The 18,357-nt window shown below is 64.6% G+C and carries 21 protein-coding genes; 8 read left to right on the forward strand and 13 right to left on the reverse strand.

Going from position 1 to position 18,357, the window contains the following annotated elements; translation table 11 throughout:
• Position 1: 1 nt before the first annotated feature.
• Positions 2-1,147, reverse strand: coding sequence for an AI-2E family transporter (locus EJ072_RS00810; RefSeq protein WP_126078165.1), 1,146 nt, complete (start codon positions 1,145-1,147; stop codon positions 2-4).
• A 13-nt stretch (positions 1,148-1,160) separates the two neighbouring features.
• Complete coding sequence (locus EJ072_RS00815) at positions 1,161-1,793, reverse strand: CDP-alcohol phosphatidyltransferase family protein (protein WP_126078166.1); 633 nt, start codon at positions 1,791-1,793, stop codon at positions 1,161-1,163.
• Positions 1,794-1,982: 189 nt separating this feature from the next.
• On the opposite strand from EJ072_RS00815, the gene EJ072_RS00820 reads away from it, so the two are divergent.
• The 5 genes from EJ072_RS00820 to EJ072_RS00840 all read left to right on the forward strand — a co-directional run bounded on the left by EJ072_RS00820 (position 1,983) and on the right by EJ072_RS00840 (position 5,330).
• The gene (locus tag EJ072_RS00820; protein WP_126078167.1) at positions 1,983-2,642 is read left to right on the forward strand and encodes an Imm52 family immunity protein; all 660 of its coding nucleotides are present in this window, start codon (positions 1,983-1,985) and stop codon (positions 2,640-2,642) included.
• 195 nt (positions 2,643-2,837) lie between these two features.
• Positions 2,838-3,917, forward strand: a complete 1,080-nt coding sequence (gene purM, locus EJ072_RS00825) for a phosphoribosylformylglycinamidine cyclo-ligase (protein WP_126083446.1) — start codon at positions 2,838-2,840, stop codon at positions 3,915-3,917.
• Positions 3,914-4,621, forward strand: coding sequence for a phosphoribosylglycinamide formyltransferase (purN, locus tag EJ072_RS00830; protein ID WP_126078168.1), 708 nt, complete (start codon positions 3,914-3,916; stop codon positions 4,619-4,621). Before purM ends, purN begins: the two co-directional genes overlap by 4 nt.
• A gap of 22 nt (positions 4,622-4,643) precedes the next feature.
• Positions 4,644-4,811, forward strand: coding sequence for a hypothetical protein (locus EJ072_RS00835; protein ID WP_189343185.1), 168 nt, complete (start codon positions 4,644-4,646; stop codon positions 4,809-4,811).
• Between the two features lie 3 nt (positions 4,812-4,814).
• Positions 4,815-5,330, forward strand: coding sequence for a histidine phosphatase family protein (locus EJ072_RS00840; protein ID WP_126078169.1), 516 nt, complete (start codon positions 4,815-4,817; stop codon positions 5,328-5,330).
• Positions 5,331-5,413: 83 nt separating this feature from the next.
• On the opposite strand, the gene EJ072_RS00845 is transcribed toward EJ072_RS00840, so the two are convergent.
• From EJ072_RS00845 to EJ072_RS00860, 4 genes are all read right to left on the reverse strand, one after another.
• Positions 5,414-5,656, reverse strand: coding sequence for a DUF680 domain-containing protein (locus EJ072_RS00845; protein WP_126078170.1), 243 nt, complete (start codon positions 5,654-5,656; stop codon positions 5,414-5,416).
• 54 nt (positions 5,657-5,710) lie between these two features.
• Complete coding sequence (locus EJ072_RS00850) at positions 5,711-5,956, reverse strand: DUF680 domain-containing protein (protein ID WP_126078171.1); 246 nt, start codon at positions 5,954-5,956, stop codon at positions 5,711-5,713.
• Between the two features lie 237 nt (positions 5,957-6,193).
• A complete protein-coding gene (locus tag EJ072_RS00855) occupies positions 6,194-6,400 on the reverse strand; it encodes a DUF680 domain-containing protein (RefSeq protein WP_126078172.1) in 207 nt (68 codons plus the stop codon).
• Positions 6,401-6,455: 55 nt separating this feature from the next.
• Entirely contained in the window at positions 6,456-6,686 is a 231-nt protein-coding gene (locus EJ072_RS00860; protein ID WP_126078173.1) for a DUF680 domain-containing protein, read from the reverse strand.
• Positions 6,687-7,169: 483 nt separating this feature from the next.
• Between EJ072_RS00860 and EJ072_RS00865 the strand changes: the two genes are divergently transcribed.
• The gene (locus EJ072_RS00865) at positions 7,170-7,847 is read left to right on the forward strand and encodes a response regulator (RefSeq protein ID WP_126078174.1); all 678 of its coding nucleotides are present in this window, start codon (positions 7,170-7,172) and stop codon (positions 7,845-7,847) included.
• On the forward strand, positions 7,844-9,211 hold the full coding sequence (locus EJ072_RS00870) for a sensor histidine kinase (protein WP_126078175.1): 1,368 nt from the start codon (positions 7,844-7,846) through the stop codon (positions 9,209-9,211). The genes EJ072_RS00865 and EJ072_RS00870 overlap by 4 nt, the downstream gene beginning before the upstream one ends.
• A 99-nt stretch (positions 9,212-9,310) precedes the next feature.
• On the opposite strand, the gene EJ072_RS00875 is transcribed toward EJ072_RS00870, so the two are convergent.
• From EJ072_RS00875 to dapB, 6 genes are all read right to left on the reverse strand, one after another.
• Positions 9,311-9,538: a type II toxin-antitoxin system RelE/ParE family toxin gene (locus EJ072_RS00875; protein WP_126078176.1), complete on the reverse strand. Its 228-nt coding sequence runs from the start codon at positions 9,536-9,538 to the stop codon at positions 9,311-9,313.
• Positions 9,535-9,825: a type II toxin-antitoxin system ParD family antitoxin gene (locus tag EJ072_RS00880; protein WP_126078177.1), complete on the reverse strand. Its 291-nt coding sequence runs from the start codon at positions 9,823-9,825 to the stop codon at positions 9,535-9,537. The genes EJ072_RS00875 and EJ072_RS00880 overlap by 4 nt, the downstream gene beginning before the upstream one ends.
• Before the next feature lie 108 nt (positions 9,826-9,933).
• On the reverse strand, positions 9,934-10,809 hold the full coding sequence (locus EJ072_RS00885) for an ABC transporter permease (protein ID WP_126078178.1): 876 nt from the start codon (positions 10,807-10,809) through the stop codon (positions 9,934-9,936).
• 13 nt (positions 10,810-10,822) lie between these two features.
• Positions 10,823-11,677 (reverse strand): ABC transporter ATP-binding protein, encoded by an 855-nt coding sequence (locus EJ072_RS00890; RefSeq protein WP_126078179.1) that lies wholly within the window; start codon positions 11,675-11,677, stop codon positions 10,823-10,825.
• A 155-nt stretch (positions 11,678-11,832) separates the two neighbouring features.
• Positions 11,833-12,792, reverse strand: a complete 960-nt coding sequence (locus tag EJ072_RS00895; RefSeq protein ID WP_189343322.1) for an ABC transporter substrate-binding protein — start codon at positions 12,790-12,792, stop codon at positions 11,833-11,835.
• A 220-nt stretch (positions 12,793-13,012) separates the two neighbouring features.
• Positions 13,013-13,789, reverse strand: coding sequence for a 4-hydroxy-tetrahydrodipicolinate reductase (dapB, locus tag EJ072_RS00900; RefSeq protein ID WP_126078180.1), 777 nt, complete (start codon positions 13,787-13,789; stop codon positions 13,013-13,015).
• Positions 13,790-13,997: 208 nt separating this feature from the next.
• Here dapB and EJ072_RS00905 point away from each other — a divergent pair, with 208 nt between their 5' ends.
• Positions 13,998-16,778, forward strand: a complete 2,781-nt coding sequence (locus EJ072_RS00905) for a sel1 repeat family protein (protein ID WP_126078181.1) — start codon at positions 13,998-14,000, stop codon at positions 16,776-16,778.
• 23 nt (positions 16,779-16,801) lie between these two features.
• On the opposite strand, the gene EJ072_RS00910 is transcribed toward EJ072_RS00905, so the two are convergent.
• Entirely contained in the window at positions 16,802-18,286 is a 1,485-nt protein-coding gene (locus tag EJ072_RS00910; protein WP_126083447.1) for a winged helix-turn-helix domain-containing protein, read from the reverse strand.
• Positions 18,287-18,357 lie beyond the last annotated feature (71 nt).

The raw sequence follows: 18,357 nt of genomic DNA on the forward strand, positions 1-18,357 counted from the left end.
GTCAGCCCCGCTTCGAACGGTGGCCGCCGCCGCGATCGGCCGGCAATGGCGGCACGGGCCCTGTGGCGTGACCCTTGTAGAGCGGCGATTCGAGATAGCGGGCGATGGCGAAGCGCACCAGCACGGCAATCGCCGCCGAGGCCGGCACGGCAATCAACAGGCCGACGAAGCCGAACAGCGCGCCGAAGGCAAACAGCGCGAACATCAGCCACACCGGATGCAGGCCGACGCTCTTTCCGACCAGTCGGGGCTGCAGGATGTTGCCCTCGATGAACTGGCCGACGAAGAACACGCAGGCAACCAGCACCACCATGGTCCAGTCCGGCCAGAACTGGACGAAGGCGACGCCGATGGCCAGCACCAGCCCGGTCAGCGAGCCGACATAGGGGATGAAGGAGATCACCCCGGCGAAGAAGCCGATGAGGATGGCGAAGTTCAATCCGGTCAGCGTCAGCCCGGTGGCATACATGGCGCCGAGCACAAGGCATAGCGTGCCCTGCCCGCGCACGAAGCCGGCCGTGGCGGTGTTGATGTCGCGGGCAAGCGCGCGCACCGTCTCGACATGGTCGCGCGGCACCCAGCCGTCGACCTCGGCCACCATGCGGTCCCAGTCGAGCAGCATGTAGAAGGCCACGACCGGGGTGACGACGAACAGGCTGACCACCGAGACCAGCGCCACGCCGGAGCTCCAGATCGAGGTGAAGACGGTGGTGAGCAGGCTGAAACCGGAGGTCAACAGCGAGTTCAGCCCGTCGCGCAGGCCGGCGGCGTTGACGCCAAAACGCTGCTCCAGCCATTTCGGGTCGAAGCTGGTGAGCAGCGACTGCAGGCGCGTGAGATATTCCGGCAGCTTGCGGGCGAAATCGGCCATCTGGGTGGCCAGCACCGGCACCAGGATGACGAAGGCCAGCACCACGACGACGATGAAGGCGATCAGGATGACCACCGTCGCCATAAGGCGCGAGAGGCCGAGCCGCTGCAGCCAGTCGGCAACCGGATCGAGGAAATAGGCGAGCACCATGCCGGCGACGAAAGGCAGGAGGATGCCCGAGAAGACATAGAGGAACAGCGCCAGCAGAACCGCCGTCGCGAGCCAGAATAAGACCTGGCGACGAAGCGCGCCGGAGCTATCGTCCGCGGCGATCACGGCGCCATCGTGGTCAGGCGTCCGTGCCGGAGCCGCCCGATCTGCCGATGCCCGACTTGGTGTTGCCCGACTTAGTGACGTCGTTCTGGGAGTTGCTCGTTCGGGAGCCTTCGCCATAGCCGCTCATATGCCTTAGCCAAGCCACGAGATAGGCCGCGGCCGAAGCCACGGTCAAGACCCCGGTCAGCAATATGAGCGCGGTCCGCAGTGGGCCGAGTTGCACGGCAAAGGCCAGCTCGCCCAGCACCAGCGCCGCCAGCACGATCTGGGCGGCGGTGTTGGCCTTCGAAACGAAGAGCGGCTTCACCTCGACCGGATTGCTCATCACGCTGGACAGGAGCACGGCGCAGACGATGAGCCCGTCACGCGAAACCATCATGACCACCAGCCAGAGCGGCAGTTCGCCGGCGAAGCCCATGACGACGAAGACCGAGACAAGCAGGAGCTTGTCGGCGATCGGATCGAGATAGGCGCCCAGGCGGGACGACTGGTTCCAGCGGCGCGCGATGAAGCCGTCGACGCCGTCGGAGATGCCGGCGACGAGAAAGCCGGCGAAAGCCCAGCCCCAAAGCGACTGCAGCATGGCCAGCACCACGGCGGGCACGAGCAGCAGCCGCATGATCGTGATCATGTTGGGAAGGGTCACGTGATGTCCCGTCGTGTCTTTTGTTGGGAAAAAGATGAGGGAGATGGGAGATTGGCGCAAGTGAGGAACTGCCGATCTTCCCCTCGTGGGGAGATGGCCGGCAGGCCAGAGGGGGCGCGAAGGAACGCCGACTTTTGGACCAACAGACCTGCAGGGAAGCTGATAGGCTGCATGCCACGGGAGGCGCACATGGCGGTCAACATCAACGTTTACTGGGGTCCAAGGAAACGGACAGCCAAGGATTCGATCCCACAACTTCAAGCGCATTTCCGAGCATTGGCTATTGCCGACGAAAGACTCGCTAGCTGGGCTCCGCTGGGAAGGTCTCTTAAAAAGGCGATGGCGTCCGAACCTATCGACACATCGGCAGCCAGTAACCTGCAGCACCTGCTGGAGAAAGGCCAGAACAAGACGGACATCGCCCCGCGCCAACCCATTCCGGAATTGGGTTACCGCGTCTCCCTCTGGAACCAGCGCCGGGGAAACGTGGAAGCGTCAACGTCGATCCATTGCGGGGCGTATTCCGAGTATCTGTCACGAGACAGTCAGAACAATGCTTGTCTGGAGCTTAACTGCATGGCAGGGGCCGAGCCTTTTGGGGCGGAAGTCCTGCTCGCCCTATTCCATAGATTCGTCGAAATCTGGAAACCCGACTGGGGTTCGATTTGGCGCGATGTCCAGGAAGGACATCCGGCCAGCAGCCGCGAGCATCCAACGCGCGTTCAATATGCGTTTTACCAACAGCAGGGCTTGGCATCGCAAGGACGAACCGTGGGAAAGGAGGTTGGTGTTCCCCAGGGGCGTATGTGGGTGGATGAAACGGCAGCACCCATTCTAGAGGAAGTTTGACTGCCATAATCGCAGAGTTGGCGGACACGCCTTTGACCTACCGGACATCTCCCCGGGAGATTGGCACTGGTCTCGGCTTTCGCCAATCAACCCCGCACTTTCCTCGGAAACAACATCACTCACCTGCGCGTCATCCTTGCTCCCCGAAACCATTCATGCGAAGAGCCCGCAATGACAAACAGGGACGAGCCGACGATGAGCAAGGGCGATCCGGCCAAGCGCAAGAACGGGCTCACCTATGCCGAGGCGGGCGTCGATATCGATGCTGGCAATCTGATGGTCGAGAAGATCAAGCCGCTGGTGCGCGCGACGCGCCGGCCGGGCGCGGATGGCGAGATCGGCGGCTTCGGCGGCCTGTTCGACCTCAAGGCCGCAGGCTTCACCGATCCGGTGCTGGTCGCGGCCAATGACGGCGTCGGCACCAAGCTCAAGATCGCCATCGATGCCGGCAAGCATGACACGATCGGCATCGACCTCGTCGCCATGTGCGTCAACGACATCGTCGTGCAGGGCGCCGAGCCGCTGTTCTTCCTCGACTATTTCGCCACCGGCAAGCTCGATCCGGACCAGGGCGCCGCGATCGTCGGCGGCATCGCCGAGGGCTGCCAGCAAGCCGGCTGCGCGCTGATCGGCGGCGAAACGGCCGAAATGCCCGGCATGTATCACGACAAGGACTACGACCTTGCCGGTTTCGCGGTCGGCGCGGCCGAGCGCGGCCAGTTGCTTCCCACAGACGACATCGTCGAAGGCGACGTGCTGCTTGGCCTTTCCTCCTCCGGCCTGCACTCCAACGGTTTTTCGCTGGTGCGCCGCATCGTGGCGGCGAGCGGTCTTGCCTGGAGCGATCCGGCGCCGTTCAACGAAGAGCTCAGCCTCGCCGAGGCGCTGCTCGAGCCGACGCGCATCTATGTGAAGTCGATCCTGAAGGCTATCCGCAACACGCATGGCATCAAGGCGCTGGCCCACATCACCGGCGGCGGTTTCCCGGAAAACATCCCGCGCGTGCTGCCCAAGGATTTTTCGGCCGAGCTCGACCTCGAGGCGATCGACGCGCCGCCGGTGTTCTCGTGGCTGGCAAAGACCGGCGGCGTCGCGCCGGAAGAAATGATGCGCACCTTCAATTGCGGCATCGGCATGATCCTCGCCGTCGCCTCCGGCCAGGCGGCGCAGGTGGCGGCGGTGCTGCAGGAAGCCGGCGAGACGGTGACGCCGATCGGCCGGATCGTGCCGCGCCGCGACGCCGGCGTCATCTACAGGGGCTCGATCGGCCTATGAGCAGGAAACGCACGGTCGTCCTGATCTCAGGGCGCGGCTCCAACATGACGGCGCTGATCGCGGCCGCCGCCGATCCAAGCTATCCGGCCGAGATCGTCGGCGTGATCTCCGACCGCGCGAACGCCGCCGGCCTCGGCATCGCCCAGTCGCGCGGCATCGCCACCAAGGTGATCCAGCGCGCCGACCATGCGAGCAAGGATGCCTATGACGCCGCGCTCGACGCCGCGCTCACCGGCTTCGGCGCCGAGATCGTGGCGCTTGCCGGCTATATGCGCATCCTCGGCCGCGGCCTCGTCGAGAAATGGCAGGGGCGCATGGTCAACGTCCACCCTGCTTTGCTGCCCGCCTTCAAGGGGCTGGACACGCACGCGCGGGCGATCCGCGCGGGCGTGCGCATCCATGGCTGCTCGGTGCATTTCGTCACGCCGGAGATGGATGACGGCCCGATCATCGCGCAGGCCGCCGTGCCGGTGATGGTCGGCGACAATGAGGACACGCTTGCCGCGCGCGTGCTGAAGGCCGAGCATCGGCTCTATCCGCTGGCGCTAGGCCTCGTCGCCGAGGGCAAGGCGAGCATGGAAAAGGGCCACACCGTGCTTGCCCATTTCGCCGACGATGCAGAGAACGCAAGCTCGGTCGTGATGGCGCCGGACCCGCTGCGCGAGGAGACCGACCTCGAGCATCTGGCGCGGATCACGCCGTAGGGCCCTGGCCGGGAATTGCAGCATGGCGCTTACCCCTGAACTGCGGAGCCAACCCCTGGGTCAAACCGAAACGGACCGGCTGCGTAAGGCTTGGATCGACAGATTAGGCAGCGGCCCGTTTGCCCCCTTCTACATCGACGAGATCAAGCAGAAGGCCCGCGCCCGACTGGACAAGCAATCGTGGTCCTGAACAATGCCCGCGAGACAATTGCTTATCTTACGCCACGCCAAGTCGAGCTGGGATGACCCCAAGCTTGCCGATTTCGACCGGCCGCTCGCCCCGCGCGGGCAAAAGACCGCGCCGCTGATCGGGCGCGAGCTTTCGCGGCGTGGCTGGCTGCCGGATCTGGCTCTGGTCTCGCCGGCGCTGCGCGCCCGCGATACTTGGCGGTTGGTCGCCCAGGAGCTGCCGAAGCATGTGTCCGCGGATTTCGCGGAAGAGCTCTACGAGGCGGAGGCCGGCGCTATCCTGGCGCACGTGCGGCAGGTCAAGGCGACCAACCTGCTCGTGATCGGCCACAACCCCGGCCTCCAGCAGTTTGTGTTGCGGCTGGCCGGCGCCGGGTCGGATGAGAGCGTTTTCAAGAAGATCGAAGCGAAGTTTCCGACGGCGGCGCTCGCGCGGTTTACAGTAAAGGGCAACTGGGCGAATCTGGATTTCGGCGGCGCTCGGCTGACGCATCTCGTCAGGCCGAGGGATTTGGAGTAGACCCCGAAGCTGCCAATCTCCCGCCGCAAACAAAGGCGGCGGAGCAAGCCCGCCGCCTTTGGCAAAGCCTGAGACGTTAAACCTCAATTGCCCCAGATGCCCTGGCCCGGATCATGCCAGGCCTGCGACGGCGCCGATCCGGTGGTCATCGAGGTGTCGACATTGGTAGGCTTGGCGGGCTCGTGCTTGCGTACCGAGGCGGTGAGCCCGCGATCGACGCCGGCGGTCGGCTGGTTGACGTTGTCCGCGCCGTAATGATCGCTGCCGGCGAAGGCAGAACCCATGGCGAGAAGTATGGCTGCGGTGGTAAGGACGATCCTGGTCATTGCAAAAGTTCCTTTCGTTAAAAATGTGGAGGTCTTTGGGGGATCGAAGCGGCGTCAGCGGCCCCACAGGCCGTCGTCGTTGTGCCGGGCAATGATGTCGACGACGGTCCGGCTGGTTGCGGCCGTCACCGGAGCCTGGTGATCCGCCGTGCCGCGCTCACGGATCGAGCTGGTCATCATGTGATCGGCGCTGGCGGCCGGCTGCTTGGCGCCGTCGGCGCCGTAATGGTCGCTGCCGGCAGAGGCGCTGCCCATGGCAGCGGCGAGCATGGCAGCCGCGACGAATGCGGTCCTGTTCATCTCAATGTTCCTTGTCCTGTCGTTTCATCGGCGGCGCCTTGGGAGGATGGCCCGCTGCCGACAAGACCCGGAACAGTCCGGATTTATTCCCGATCAAGATTTCGGCTTCCGCGACGGGGATCGCGCAAATTGCCTGGTCGACGCACGGAAAAGCCCGGGCCAACGGATAGCCGGCTCCACAAAAACAGAGCGGCGGGACAAGCCCGCCGCTTTGAGGTCTGTCGAGGACAGATCCGTTTAATGGCTGCCGAACAGGTCGTGGTTGGCGCCCGTGACGATCGGCTTCTGGGCATCCGCGTCCGACTTCTTGACCGAAGCGGTGAACGAGGTGTCGACCGAAGCGGCCGGCTGGTTGGCGTTGGCCGAACCATAGTTGTCCGAGCCGGCGAAAGCGGCGCCGGTGGCAACGAGAAGGGCGGCAGCGGTAAGAGCGATCTTGGTCATTTGAGTTACTCCAGATTTAAGAATTGAGGTTGGGATTGATGGGGACGGGAGCCGCTTAGCGGCCCCAGATGCCCTGGCCGGATTCCGGCTGGTTCTGATCAGGCGTGATGTGGAGGTCGCGCTGCTCGAACTTGCGGATCGAACCCGTGATGGTGTTGTCGACCTTGCCCGCAGGAGCGGTCACGGCCGGCTGATTGACGTTGTCGGAACCGTAATGGTCGCTGCCGGCAAAAGCGCCGCTCGTGGCGATGAGGAGGGCAGCAGCGGCAAAAGCAATCTTGTTCATTTCAGGTACTCCAGATCTCAAAAGTCGTGTCCGTCTAGTGGCGTGCCGTGATGGAAATTCGCGTCGCTCGGACCACCCCGAAATGGGTCGGCCCCGTTGCCATTTCCAATCACGTAAAGTTGTGAACCGAACCGTTCGGTTCGATCTTGAAATTGCATGGAAGGCTAAGCGGCCAGACTCTTATCGTTTGTATCAATAGGTTACGGCGATCACCCGTCGAGATGCCAATCTGACGGGACCTGCCAGCGTTCACCATGGCTACACGAACCGTCAACATTAATTGAACCGAACGGTTCGGTTTTATCACTTGCACGACCGGGCAAGCGGCCCCGCAGGCATCATGACCGGGATGGCGGCCGCCGGGAAACCGCGTTTGCCTTGCGGGCGGATCGATACTATCGGTTGCCTCAGGGAACCAATTCGGACGCCGCCCGCCACCCTCGGCGAAGGTCGGCGCCGTTGGGAGGAAACAGCGAACGAACGATGCGGCTGCTGCTTGTCGAGGACAATCGCGAACTGGCCGATTGGCTGAGCAAGACGCTGCGCCAGGCGAGCTATGTCGTCGACGTCGTGCATGACGGCGAGGATGTCGAGCATGCCTTGGCCGCCGGCGATCACGCTCTGATCATCCTCGACCTTGCCTTGCCCCGCATGGGCGGAATGGAAGTGCTGAAAAGGCTGCGGGCGCGCGGCAACCCGGTGCCGGTGATCGTGCTCACAGCCAATGCCAGCCTCGACGGCCGGGTCAAGGGCCTCAACGAAGGCGCCGATGACTATCTGGCCAAACCCTTCCAGATCGAGGAGCTGGAGGCGCGCATCCGCGTGCAGCTGCGCCGCGCCAACGACCGCACCGCGCCGGTCATTTCCTGCGGCGACCTCGTCTTCGACACCAACACCCGCCTGTTCTCGCTTGCCGGCGCGACGCTGTCGCTGACGCCGCGCGAGCACGCGGTGCTGGAACAGTTGGTCGTCAAGGCCGGACGCACGGCGAGCAAGGCGGCGCTCTCGGCGGCGATCTACGACTTCGACACCGACGCCGACCCAAGCGCCATCGAGATCTACGTGCACCGGCTGCGCAAGAAGCTCGAGGGATCGCGCGTCCAGATCGCCACCTTGCGCGGCCTCGGCTACCTCTTGCGTCACGACGATCCGGCGCCATGAGAATCGGCAGTCTTCGGATCGGCAGCCTTCGGATCCAATTGCTGGCTTGGGTGGTGCTGCCGCTGGCCGGTTTGGCCGCCATCAATCTGTGGACCAGCCAGCGCAACGCCCTGGCGACGGCGGACCTCGTCACCGACCGCATGCTGGTAGGCTCGGCGCGCGCCATCGCAGAGCAGGTGGCGATGGCCGACGGCGTGCTCGACGCCATCGTGCCGCCGGCGGCGATCGAGATGTTCGACACAGGCGACCGCGACAGCGTCTATTATCGCGTCGAGACCGCCGGCGGACGGTTGCTGACCGGCTACCCCGACCTGCCCGTGGCGTCGGAGCGGAACAGCATCGAAGCCTCCTATCGCGATCATCCGCTGCGCCTGGCAACGCTCAGCCATGCGGTGATCGGCGCCGGCGCGGATTCGCCCATCAAGGTCACGGTCGGCGTCACGCTCGCCGGCCATGACGCGATGGTGAAGCGGCTGTGGCTCAGCGCCTTCGCCCAGCAGCTTGCCTTGGTGGCTATTGCCGGCGTGTTCGTGCTGCTCGGCCTGCGCCGCGGGCTGGCGCCGCTGATCCGGCTGCGCGACGCCGTGCGTTCGCGCAGCCGCAGCGATCTCGAGCCGGTCGAGGTTCCGGGCGCGCAGAGCGAGATCCGGCCGCTGATCGAAGCGCTCAACGCCTATATGCAGCGCGTGCGGGCGCAGATGGCGGCGCAGCGGCGCTTCATCGCCAATGCCGCGCACCAGCTGCGCACGCCGCTGGCGCTCTTGTCGACACAGGCAAGCTATGCGTTGCGGGAGACCAAGGCCGACCGGCGCCAGGAGGCGCTGGTGGCGCTGCAGACGAGTTCCGGCAAATTGGCGCGGTTGGCCGAACAGCTGCTTACGCTGTCGAGAGCGGAACCCGGCAGCCGGCGGCCGCGCGCCGACCGTATCGACCTCACCGAAGCCGCCCGCCAGGTGCTGGAAGCGCAGGCGCCGGCGGCGATCAAGCGCGATATCGACCTCGGCCTCGATGAGAACGGACCGGTGCCGGTGATCGGCGACGGCACGATGCTGCGCGAGATGATCGTCAACCTGGTCGACAATGCTCTGCGCTATTCCAGGCCAGGCGGCAGCGTCACTGTGAGGCTCGCCGCCTTGGATGGCGAGGCGGTGCTCATGGTGAGCGATGCCGGTCCGGGAATCCCACCTGAAGAGCGGGAGCATGTCTTCGAGCGCTTCTACCGCCTCGCCGGCGCGACCGAGGAAGGCAGCGGCCTCGGCCTCGCCATTGTGCGCGAGGTGGTCGAGAATGCCGGCGGCAGCGTCACGCTTGGCGACGCCGTCGGCGGCGGGCTCAAGGTCGAGGTGCGGCTGCCGCTGGCGTGAGGCCACTGGCCGCGTCAGTGTTCCGATTCTTCGTCCGGCAGTTCGAGCGTACGACCCGCATAAAGAATCCGCAGGATGATCACTTTGTCATCCACGATTTCAAACGCGATCGTCGCGCGCCGGCGCCACCCCACCGTACGCAAACCCCGGGGCGATCTCGTCATGACGCATGCCACGCTCCGGAAATGTCGCGACGTCGAGGCAATAGTCGATGAGACCTCCGACAAAGCGCAATGCCGTTTCCACGCCGGCTTTAGGCGCCAATTGGTTCAGCAGTTCGGCAATGTCTCGCTCGGCGGCAGCGTGGAACCTGACCTGGTACTTCATGCACCGGAGCGCGGTTTAGCGGCGATCGCGTTGATGTGCTCAGAGAGATTGCGGCGCAGCTGTTCGGCCGTCAACAGCTTCTCGGGACGGGCGCGCGCATCCCGCATTATCGGCACGACTTCCTCGCGCAGCCAAGGTTCAACCGCCGCATCACGCGCCGCAAGCGTGCGCAAGCCATCACGGATGACCTCGCTTTCGGTGGCGTATTCGCCCGAGGCCACCTTGTCTTTCACCATCTGCGCCATTTCGAGCGGCAGTGTGATCGTCAGGGGTTGGGAGTTTCGCATGACCGTCTCCTCGATGCCCCTTGATATAGCACTGGTGCATGACTTTGTCATACACTTTAGGCAAGGCCGCACACCAAACATCGAACCATGATGGTGTGCGGCGATCGATCACGTCCCCTGCTCGTTGAATGGCGCCGGGCGCCACTTCACCACATAGTTCTCGAAGCGGGTGATCAGGAACTCCACCACCAGCGCCATCACCGCCAGGATGATCATGGCCGCGAAGACGCCATTGGCGTTGAAGGCGCCCTGCGCGGTGGAGATCAGGAGGCCCATGCCCTGCTTGGCGCCGAGGAACTCGCCGACGACCGCGCCGACAAGGGCGAAGCCGAACGAGACATGCAGGCTGGCGAGGATCCAGCTCATCGCCGAAGGAATGATGACCGATCTCGTGATCTGCATCGGCGAGGCGCCGAGGATCTGGGCGTTGGCGATCATCGCCCTGTCGGCCTCGCGCACACCCTGAAAGGCGTTGGCGAAGACGACGAAGAACACCATGACGACGGCCAGCGCCACCTTGGACGCCATGCCGAGGCCAAGCGCGATGATGAAGACCGAGCCCAGCACCACGCGCGGCACCGAGTTGGCGATCTTGATGTAGATCGAGAAGACATCCGCCAGCAGCTTGTTGCGGCCGAGGATGATGCCCGCCACGATGCCGCCGACCGCGCCGATGGCAAAGCCGAGGAACGTTTCCTCCAGCGTCACATAGATCTGCAGCCAGAGCGGCCCCTGAGAAGTGCCCTCGGTGACCCAGGACCAGATCTGCTCCCATATCCCCGACGGGCTGGAGAAGAAGAACGGGTCGATGATGCTGTAATCGGCGCAAAGTTCCCACAGGCCAAGGAAGACGACGAGGATCGCAAGCCGCAGGCCGATAACCAAGGCATGGCGCTTGCGCAGCCGCACCCTCGCCTGCGCTTCGGCGGCGACGATCGAGGTCGCGCGGATGGCAGCCTGTTCGGTAGGAGAGATGGCGGTCATGCTGCTTCCCCTTTCAATGGCCGGTCTGAAAGCCACGGCTCTGGCCGAGCTGCACTTCCTCGCGCAGATCGTTCCAGATCACCTTGGCGATCTCGATGAATTTCGGGTCGTAACGGATGTCGGCCATGACGCGGGGGCGCGGCAGGTCGATACGGTAGACGCTCTTCACCGTGCCCGGACCGGCGGTCAGCACATAGACCTTGTCGGCCAGCGCCACCGCTTCCTCCAGATCATGCGTGACGAAGACGACGGAGGATTTGAGTCCCGACCACAGGCCCAGCAACTCGTCCTGCATGGCGGTGCGGGTCTGCATGTCGAGCGCGCTGAACGGCTCGTCCATCAGCAGGATCTTGGGCTGGTTGATGAAGGTCTGGGCCAGCGCCACGCGCTTGCGCATGCCGCCCGAGAGCTGGTGCGGGTAATGCTTCTCAAAGCGCGAAAGTCCGACGCGGCCGATCCAGTCGCGCGCCTTCTCATAGGCTTGCGCCTTCGGCGTGCCACGGAAGAGCGGACCGGCAGCGACATTGTCGATGACGCTGCGCCAGGGAAACAGTGCATCGGCCTGGAAGACGAAGCCGATGTCGCGGCTGATGTCGGTGACCGGATTGCCCATGACGCGGACATTGCCGGTCGTTGGACGCAAGAGACCGGTGACGAGGTTAAGCGTGGTCGACTTGCCGCAGCCGGTCGGGCCGACGACGCAGGCGAACTCGCCTCGCGCCACCGTCATGGTGAAATCGCGGATCGCCGTCATCATGTGGCCGTCCGGCGTGACGAAGCGCAGCGTCACATCGTCAATGGCTATAGCGGCATCGGCCGGCGGCGCGGCGGGAGACAATTTCTCCGCAGCCATGGTCTGCGATTGCATGGCACACTCCTGTGGTGGTGATGCGAGAATGGCGGCTCGGGCCGGTGGCCTGCTCGCCGGCATCTCAAGGCGCAGCTGCCGGATTGAATCAGGCAGCCGGCGCAAGTCCTTGTTTTTCAGGGCGGACGGATCCGTCCGCCCTCGCCTGCCGGCGCCTACTTGGCCGCGTCGACGAACTCGGTCGTGTAGGTCTTCGACAGGTCGATCTGCTTGCCCTGCAGGCTCTTGGAGAAGGTCGACAGAACCTTGAGCACCGTCTGAGGACCATCGGCAGGCATGCGGCCGTCTGGCGTGAACTGCGCCTTGCCGCCGGCGAGGCCCTGCACGTAAAGGTCCTTGTTGCCGGCGTAATAGTCCTTCGGCATCTTGTCGGCGATCTCCTCGGCCGAATGGCCGGCGATGAACTTCATCGTCTTGACGAAGGCGTTGGCGAGCTTCTGCGCCTCGTCCTTGTGACCCTCAAGCCAGCTCGACTGCACGTAGAAGGAGGCCGCCGGATAGTCGCCACCCAGCGCTTCTTTGGTCTTCTCGGGCGTGCGCATGTCGACCAACACCTTGGCCTCGCCGGTCTGGAGCAGCTTGGCAATGGTCGGCTCGGTGGTCATGCCGGCCTGGATCTGGTCCTGCTTGACCGCGGCGATGAAAGTGTTGCCGGCGCCGACCGGAAGCAGCGTGTAGTCGCCGGGCTTCAGGCCGTTGCGAACGGCGAGATACTGGGTGAGGAAATCTGTCGAGGAGCCGAGGCCGGTGACGCCGAGCGTCGCGCCCTTGAAGTCGGCCGGCGACTTGATCTCGGGGTGCTTTGCCGAGACCAGCTCGACCTCGCCCGGCGCCTGGCTGAACTGCACGATCGACTGGATGTATTTGCCCTTCGACTGCAGGTCGACGGTGTGGTCGTAGAAGCCGACGACGCCCTGCACCGCGCCGGCCAGCAATTCGTTCTCGGCCTCGACGCCGGCGCGGGAGTTCACCAACTCCACGTCAAGCCCCTCATCCTTGAAGTAGCCGAGCTGCTGGGTAAGCACGGCCGGCAGATAGATCTGCTTTTCCATGCCGCCGACGATGATGGTGATCTTGTCGGCAGCCGAGGCCGCCGATGCGCCAGCGCCAACCATGGCAAGCGTCAGCAGCGCCGACCGCAGGACGCGTTTAGAGATGAGACGGGTCACGTAACTTCCTCCACTGGGCGACGCAGCGCGCCGCATTTCCTCCTCGCGGCCACTCCCAGCCGCTCATGTGGCGAACGCCACAAAACTGTCATGGCATGGCCAAGCTTTCAGCTGGCTTTCAGCCGTTTTGACGGCTGCTGAAACGAAATCCTGCAATACGAGCGGGTCAGACGGCGCCAAAGCCCAGCACATGGCGCATATCGTATTCGCCGGGCGGCCGCCGGGCGACCCAGAGCGCCGCCGCGATGGCGCCGCGCGCGAACATCGAGCGATCGCCCGCGGCATGCGAAAGCGTGAGCGTCTCGCCTTCGGCAAGGAAGCTCACGCTGTGCTCGCCGACGATGCCGCCGCCGCGCAGCACGGCAAAGCCGATCTCGCCGGCACCGCGCGGACCAACGAGGCCGTCGCGGGCGCGCCTGGCCACATCGTCCAGTTCAATGCCACGTCCGCGCGCAGCCGCTTCGCCCAGCATCAGCGCCGTGCCCGACGGCGCGTCGACCTTGAAGCGATGATGCGCTTCGAGGATTTCGATGTCGCAGTCATCATGCCCAAGCGCCCTCGCGGCCTGCTCGACCAGGCCGGTCAGCATGTTGAGGCCGAGCGAATAGCTGCCGGAGCGCACGATGGCGATTGTCTTTGCCGCCTCGGCGATTGCGGCCAACTCCGAGGCGGTGAAACCGGTTGAGCCGATCACCAGCGGCGGACCGCCGCGCGCCGCGCAGGCTTTGGCCAGTTCGGCGGACGCCGCGGGCGTGGTGAAGTCGATCACCACGTCGGCAAGCGCCAGCGCTTCGTCGCGCTCGACCAATCCCTCGCCCGCGCTGCCCGGCCGATGGAAGCGCGCGACGAGCTGCAGCCGCGGATCGGCGGCGACGGTCTCCGCCATCTGCCTGCCCATGCGACCGAGCGCGCCGGCGATGGCGATTTTCAGCGGCTGCGGCATGGCGATCCTGTCGAAAATCCGAGTCGTGACAATCCTCTAGCACGCCGCCTTGGCAAATTGATTCAAACGACTGCGGGCCGCGACATGCGGGCGATACGAGGGCGAACTATACGCGAATGTGAAGCGCCACACTCATCATCGCTGACGCGACATGCTAATTTAGCGCCTGTGTCCGGCTGCGCCCGGACCAAGTCCGAGGGGGACGCTCATGCTGCGGCCAGTGCACGCCCTGGTTCTTTCCTGCCTCGCCTTGACGCCCATCGCCGGGGCGGCCCTGGGAGCGCAGGCGTCTTCCGAAAAATCCGACGACGCGGCCAAAAAGGCTGCGGACGATGCGGCGAAGAAAGCCGCGCTTGCCGAAGCGATCAGCGTCTGCGACCGTGGCGCTTCCGTGCCGCTCGATCCTGAAGCCAAGGCGCCGCCTGTCCAATATGGCGCGCTCTTTCCGCAAGACTTCGATCTCACCAAGCTCAAAACCCTGGCCGACAAATGCCAGGCGGCGATGCTCGGCGCGCCACAGGAAAAGCGGCTGACGCTTGAATGGCTGCGGGTCCAGGTCGCGCTCAATCAGCCGGGGCTTGCCTTTCTCCTGCCGCAGATCAAGCTCATCGCCGAAGGCGGCAGTCCCGAGGCGAATTATCTGCTCTACGAGGTCTACTCGGTGCATCGGCGCGACGGCGCCGACGCCGGTCCGCTACCTGTCTCGCGCGACATGGCGCTCGAAGCCTTGCAGAAGGCAGGCGCTGCCGGCCATCTCACGGCGCTCGAGACGCTGCTGCGTCAGTATATCGATGGGCCGCTGCTGCGCCGCGATGCGCACAAGGTGGTCGAGACCGCGCAACGCGTCATCGACGCGCCGGCCCAGGGCCAATCGCCCGGCGAATGGGACAGCCAGTTCCGTGCCGCCATGCCGCTGCTGATTGCGCGGACGACGCTGGAGAACGACGGCTTTGCCGCCGAGGAGCAGCACAAGGCTTTTCAGGCCGTTGCTGCGGATACCAAGGCCGGCACTGGCGGGCCCGAAGCGTCGGTGCTCGCTTATATCAAAGCGCTGCGGCTCGGCCGAGGCACACAGCAGGACGCGGCGAAGGCAAGGCAATTGCTGGAAGCGCGCGTCGCCAACGATCAATATGCCATACCGATGCTGGCCGACATGCTGGCCAAGGGCGAAGGCGGGCCAGCCGACGGCAAGCGCGCTATCGCCATGCTGCGTGCCCCCTCCAAAAACGTCGCCGGCGCCGGGCCAATGCTCGCCGGCCTGCTGCTCGACGGCAAATTCGTCGGCCGCCAGCCGCGCGAGGCGATCCGGTTGCTCAATGCCCCGTGGGACCTCGACGCCAGCATCAGGCTGGCGAAGCTGCTTCCCGACTATGACGGCTTTCAGATCGACCATCCGGACCAGCTCGTCGAGCGCCTGAGCGACGCCGCCGAGGCCGGCGAACCAGGTGCTGCGCTGGCGCTGGCGCGGCTGCAGCTGTCGGACGATCAGCGGTTCAAGAACGAGGATGTGGCGCGCGCCATGCTGAAGCCGCTGGCGGACGCGGGCGACCGCGACGCGCTCTGGCTCTACGCCTCGACGCAATATGCCAACCTCGATTCGACCAGCTATCGCCCGTCGCGCCGCGACGACGGCCTGAGCGACGATCAACTGAAGGTCCTGATCGACGAAGGCGAGGCCAAGAAGCAACAGCAGGCCTATCTCCTGCACGCGAATCTTTTGCGCAAGGGCGTGGTCTATCCGCAGGACGACCAGAGGGCGACGACCATGCTGATCAACGCCGCCAATCTCGGCAGCGTCGAAGCGATGGTGCTGCTGGGCGATGCCTATGACGATGGTCTCGGCGTCGACAAGAACCCGCGCGAGCGGCTGCATGCCTGGCGCGAGGCGGCGCGGCTCGGCTCGCTCAAGGCCAAGAGCAAGCTCGCCAACGCGTTCACCTTCGACAGTTTCGACCATCTGATGACGCTGCGCGAAGGCATCACCGATCGCATCGCCCTTTACAATGACGGCATCGGCAGGATGGGCGTTGGTGTGTTCGGCGCCAACGACGCCGGCATTGAGCTGAGCGGCCTCTTTTCCGGACCGGCCTCCAGCGCCGGAAACGCGGCGATCGCGGGCGCGGTGATGGATGCATTTCGCGAGGCGCCGGCCGGCCTCGACGACCAGAACCTTGTCGGCATCGGCAAGGCGCTGCCCGACGAGATCCGCGTCGCCATCGAGACGACGCTGAAGAGCGAAGGTTTCTATACGGGCGAGCCGAAGGGCTATTTCGGCCCCGACGCGCGCAAGGCGCTCGCCGCCTGGGTCGATGCGAAGGGTCCGCTTGGCGACCCTCCCCGCCCGCAAACCACGGCGGAGCAGCAGGCCGCACCGGCTCCCGGCGGTCTCGACCCGGACGTCGTCAACCGCATCCGCGACAAGGTCTTCGCCCAGGCGCAGGCCGCCAAGACCGACAAGCAGAAACTTGCTGCCATCAAGCAGCTCGGCATTCTCGCCCGCTACGGCGACCTGCCCTCGCGCTGGGTACTGGTGCGCAACTACCATCAGGCAAGGGCCATTCGCTCGGTCGTCATGCCGGATGAGATCACCCGCTACGCGCTGGACATACTGGTGTCGAAACCCGAGGGCGTCGAGAAGCCGGAATTCGAGTTCATCTTCGACCTGACACAGATTGCGCAGGACCGGAAATCGAAGGCGGTCGGCGGCGCCACTCTGCAGGCGATCCGCGACGATCCGCGCCTGCAAGACCCGCTGACGCTCGGCGCCATGATGGGCCAGTTCGCCTTTGCGCCGGACGCCTGCGACTCCGTGCTTGCTGCTGCGAAGAAAGCCGGTGTCGACGGCGTCGGCTCGGAGGGATGCGACGAGGACACGCGCACGGCCATCATCGCCTTCGCTAAGGCGAAGGGCGGGTCCGGTGTCGAGGCGGCGGCGCGCAAGGCTGCGGCCGAAGAGATCAAGACGCTGGACGCGCAGGCGGCGAAGTAGCCGGGCTATGAGCCGCGACGGACCTATTGCGCCTTGTCGACACGATCGAGGATCTCGCGGTAGCGGCCGCATATGGCGGCGTCCTGATAAAAGTCCACTTCGGTATCGACGATCTGATCAAGGCTCATTCCGCGATAATGCGCCTTGACCTTCGCCAGGACGTCTTGCGCTTGGCTGATTTCGCCGAGCTCGAAATGGCAGATGATAAGGCGAATGAGCGACCACGGTGTCACGGTCGCCATTTTCGCGTAGCAGGCAGCCGCCTCGCGATATCGCCCCGCCGTTGTCAGCAGGACGCCCCGGAAGTCGTCATACCATCCTACGGCATAAGGATCGCGGCGCTGGGCTTCGGCAATTTCTTCGAGCCCTTGCTCCGGCCTGTTGGTGTGATTGAGGAAAATAGCGCGGATGCTGAGAATGAAGGGATCGTTCGGATTGAGCGCAACCGCCCGGTCAAGGCTGATTTCAGCTTGCCTGAATTGGCGCAGGTACAAGTGAGCGAAGCCGGTGGCGAGATGCCCATAGGCTTCGTCGGGATCAAGGCCCAATGCCGTCCGCGCGATCTCCAGTCCGGAATGCAGATGGCCGGGATTGTTGTAGTCCCAATAGTATTTGATGGATTCCACGAAGCTCAACATGGCGTGGGCGGCCGCAAACTGCGGATCGAGCGTTACCGCCTGGCACAGAAATGGCTCCGCTTCGAGCACCGTGTCGTAGACGGCTGCCAGTTGCAGCGCCCGCAGGTAGGACTCATAGGCCGACATGTTGTTGGTCGGCCGGGCCCTGGCGCGCGACGCGATCGCGGTCCTGGCCTGCCGGGCCAGACGCGCCGCGATCATCCGGGTGATTTCGTCCTGGATCGCGAAAATATCGTCGAGTTCCCGGTCGTAGTGTTCGCCCCAGATATGAGCCATCGACGACGCATCGGTCAGTTGCACGGTGACCCGCACCCGGTTGCCGATCTTGCGGACGCTGCCTTCGACGACATATTGGACGCCAAGCTTGCTTGCCACTTCCGCCGGGTCATGCGCCTTGCCGCGGAACTGGAAGGAAGAGTTCCGTGCAATGACCAGGAACTCCTTGTATTTGCCGAGCTCGACGATGATGTCTTCGGTGATCCCGTCGCTGAAATAGTCTTGCTCCGGGTCGCCGCTCATGTTGTCGAAGGGAAGTATGGCGATGGACGGTCTGGACGGCATACCATCTGCCGTTACCGCGAAGGGCCTCGGGCCTGCATATTTGTAGCCGCGACCATGCACAGTTGCGATCATCTCGGCAGGCAGCAGCTTTCGCAGCGCCGAAATGTGAACCTGAAGCGTGTTCTCCTCCACCACCACGCCGGCCCAGACCGCATCTAGAAGTTCGGCCTTGCCGACCACCTCGTCGGGCCTGTCGAGCAACATCGCGAGGATGTCGAAGGAACGAGCCGAAAGCTCCACAGGCCCTTTCGGGCCTAGCAACTGCCGTTCGGCTCGTCTCAAACGATAGTTCCCAAACTCCAAGTCCATCGCCAAGAACCCACCCTCCCGGGCAGGATAATCCAAGATGACCTTTGAGGCGAACGTCAGGGCCGTTCGGA

The sequence above is a fragment of the Mesorhizobium sp. M2A.F.Ca.ET.046.03.2.1 genome (assembly GCF_003952425.1).
GTDB lineage: Bacteria > Pseudomonadota > Alphaproteobacteria > Rhizobiales > Rhizobiaceae > Mesorhizobium.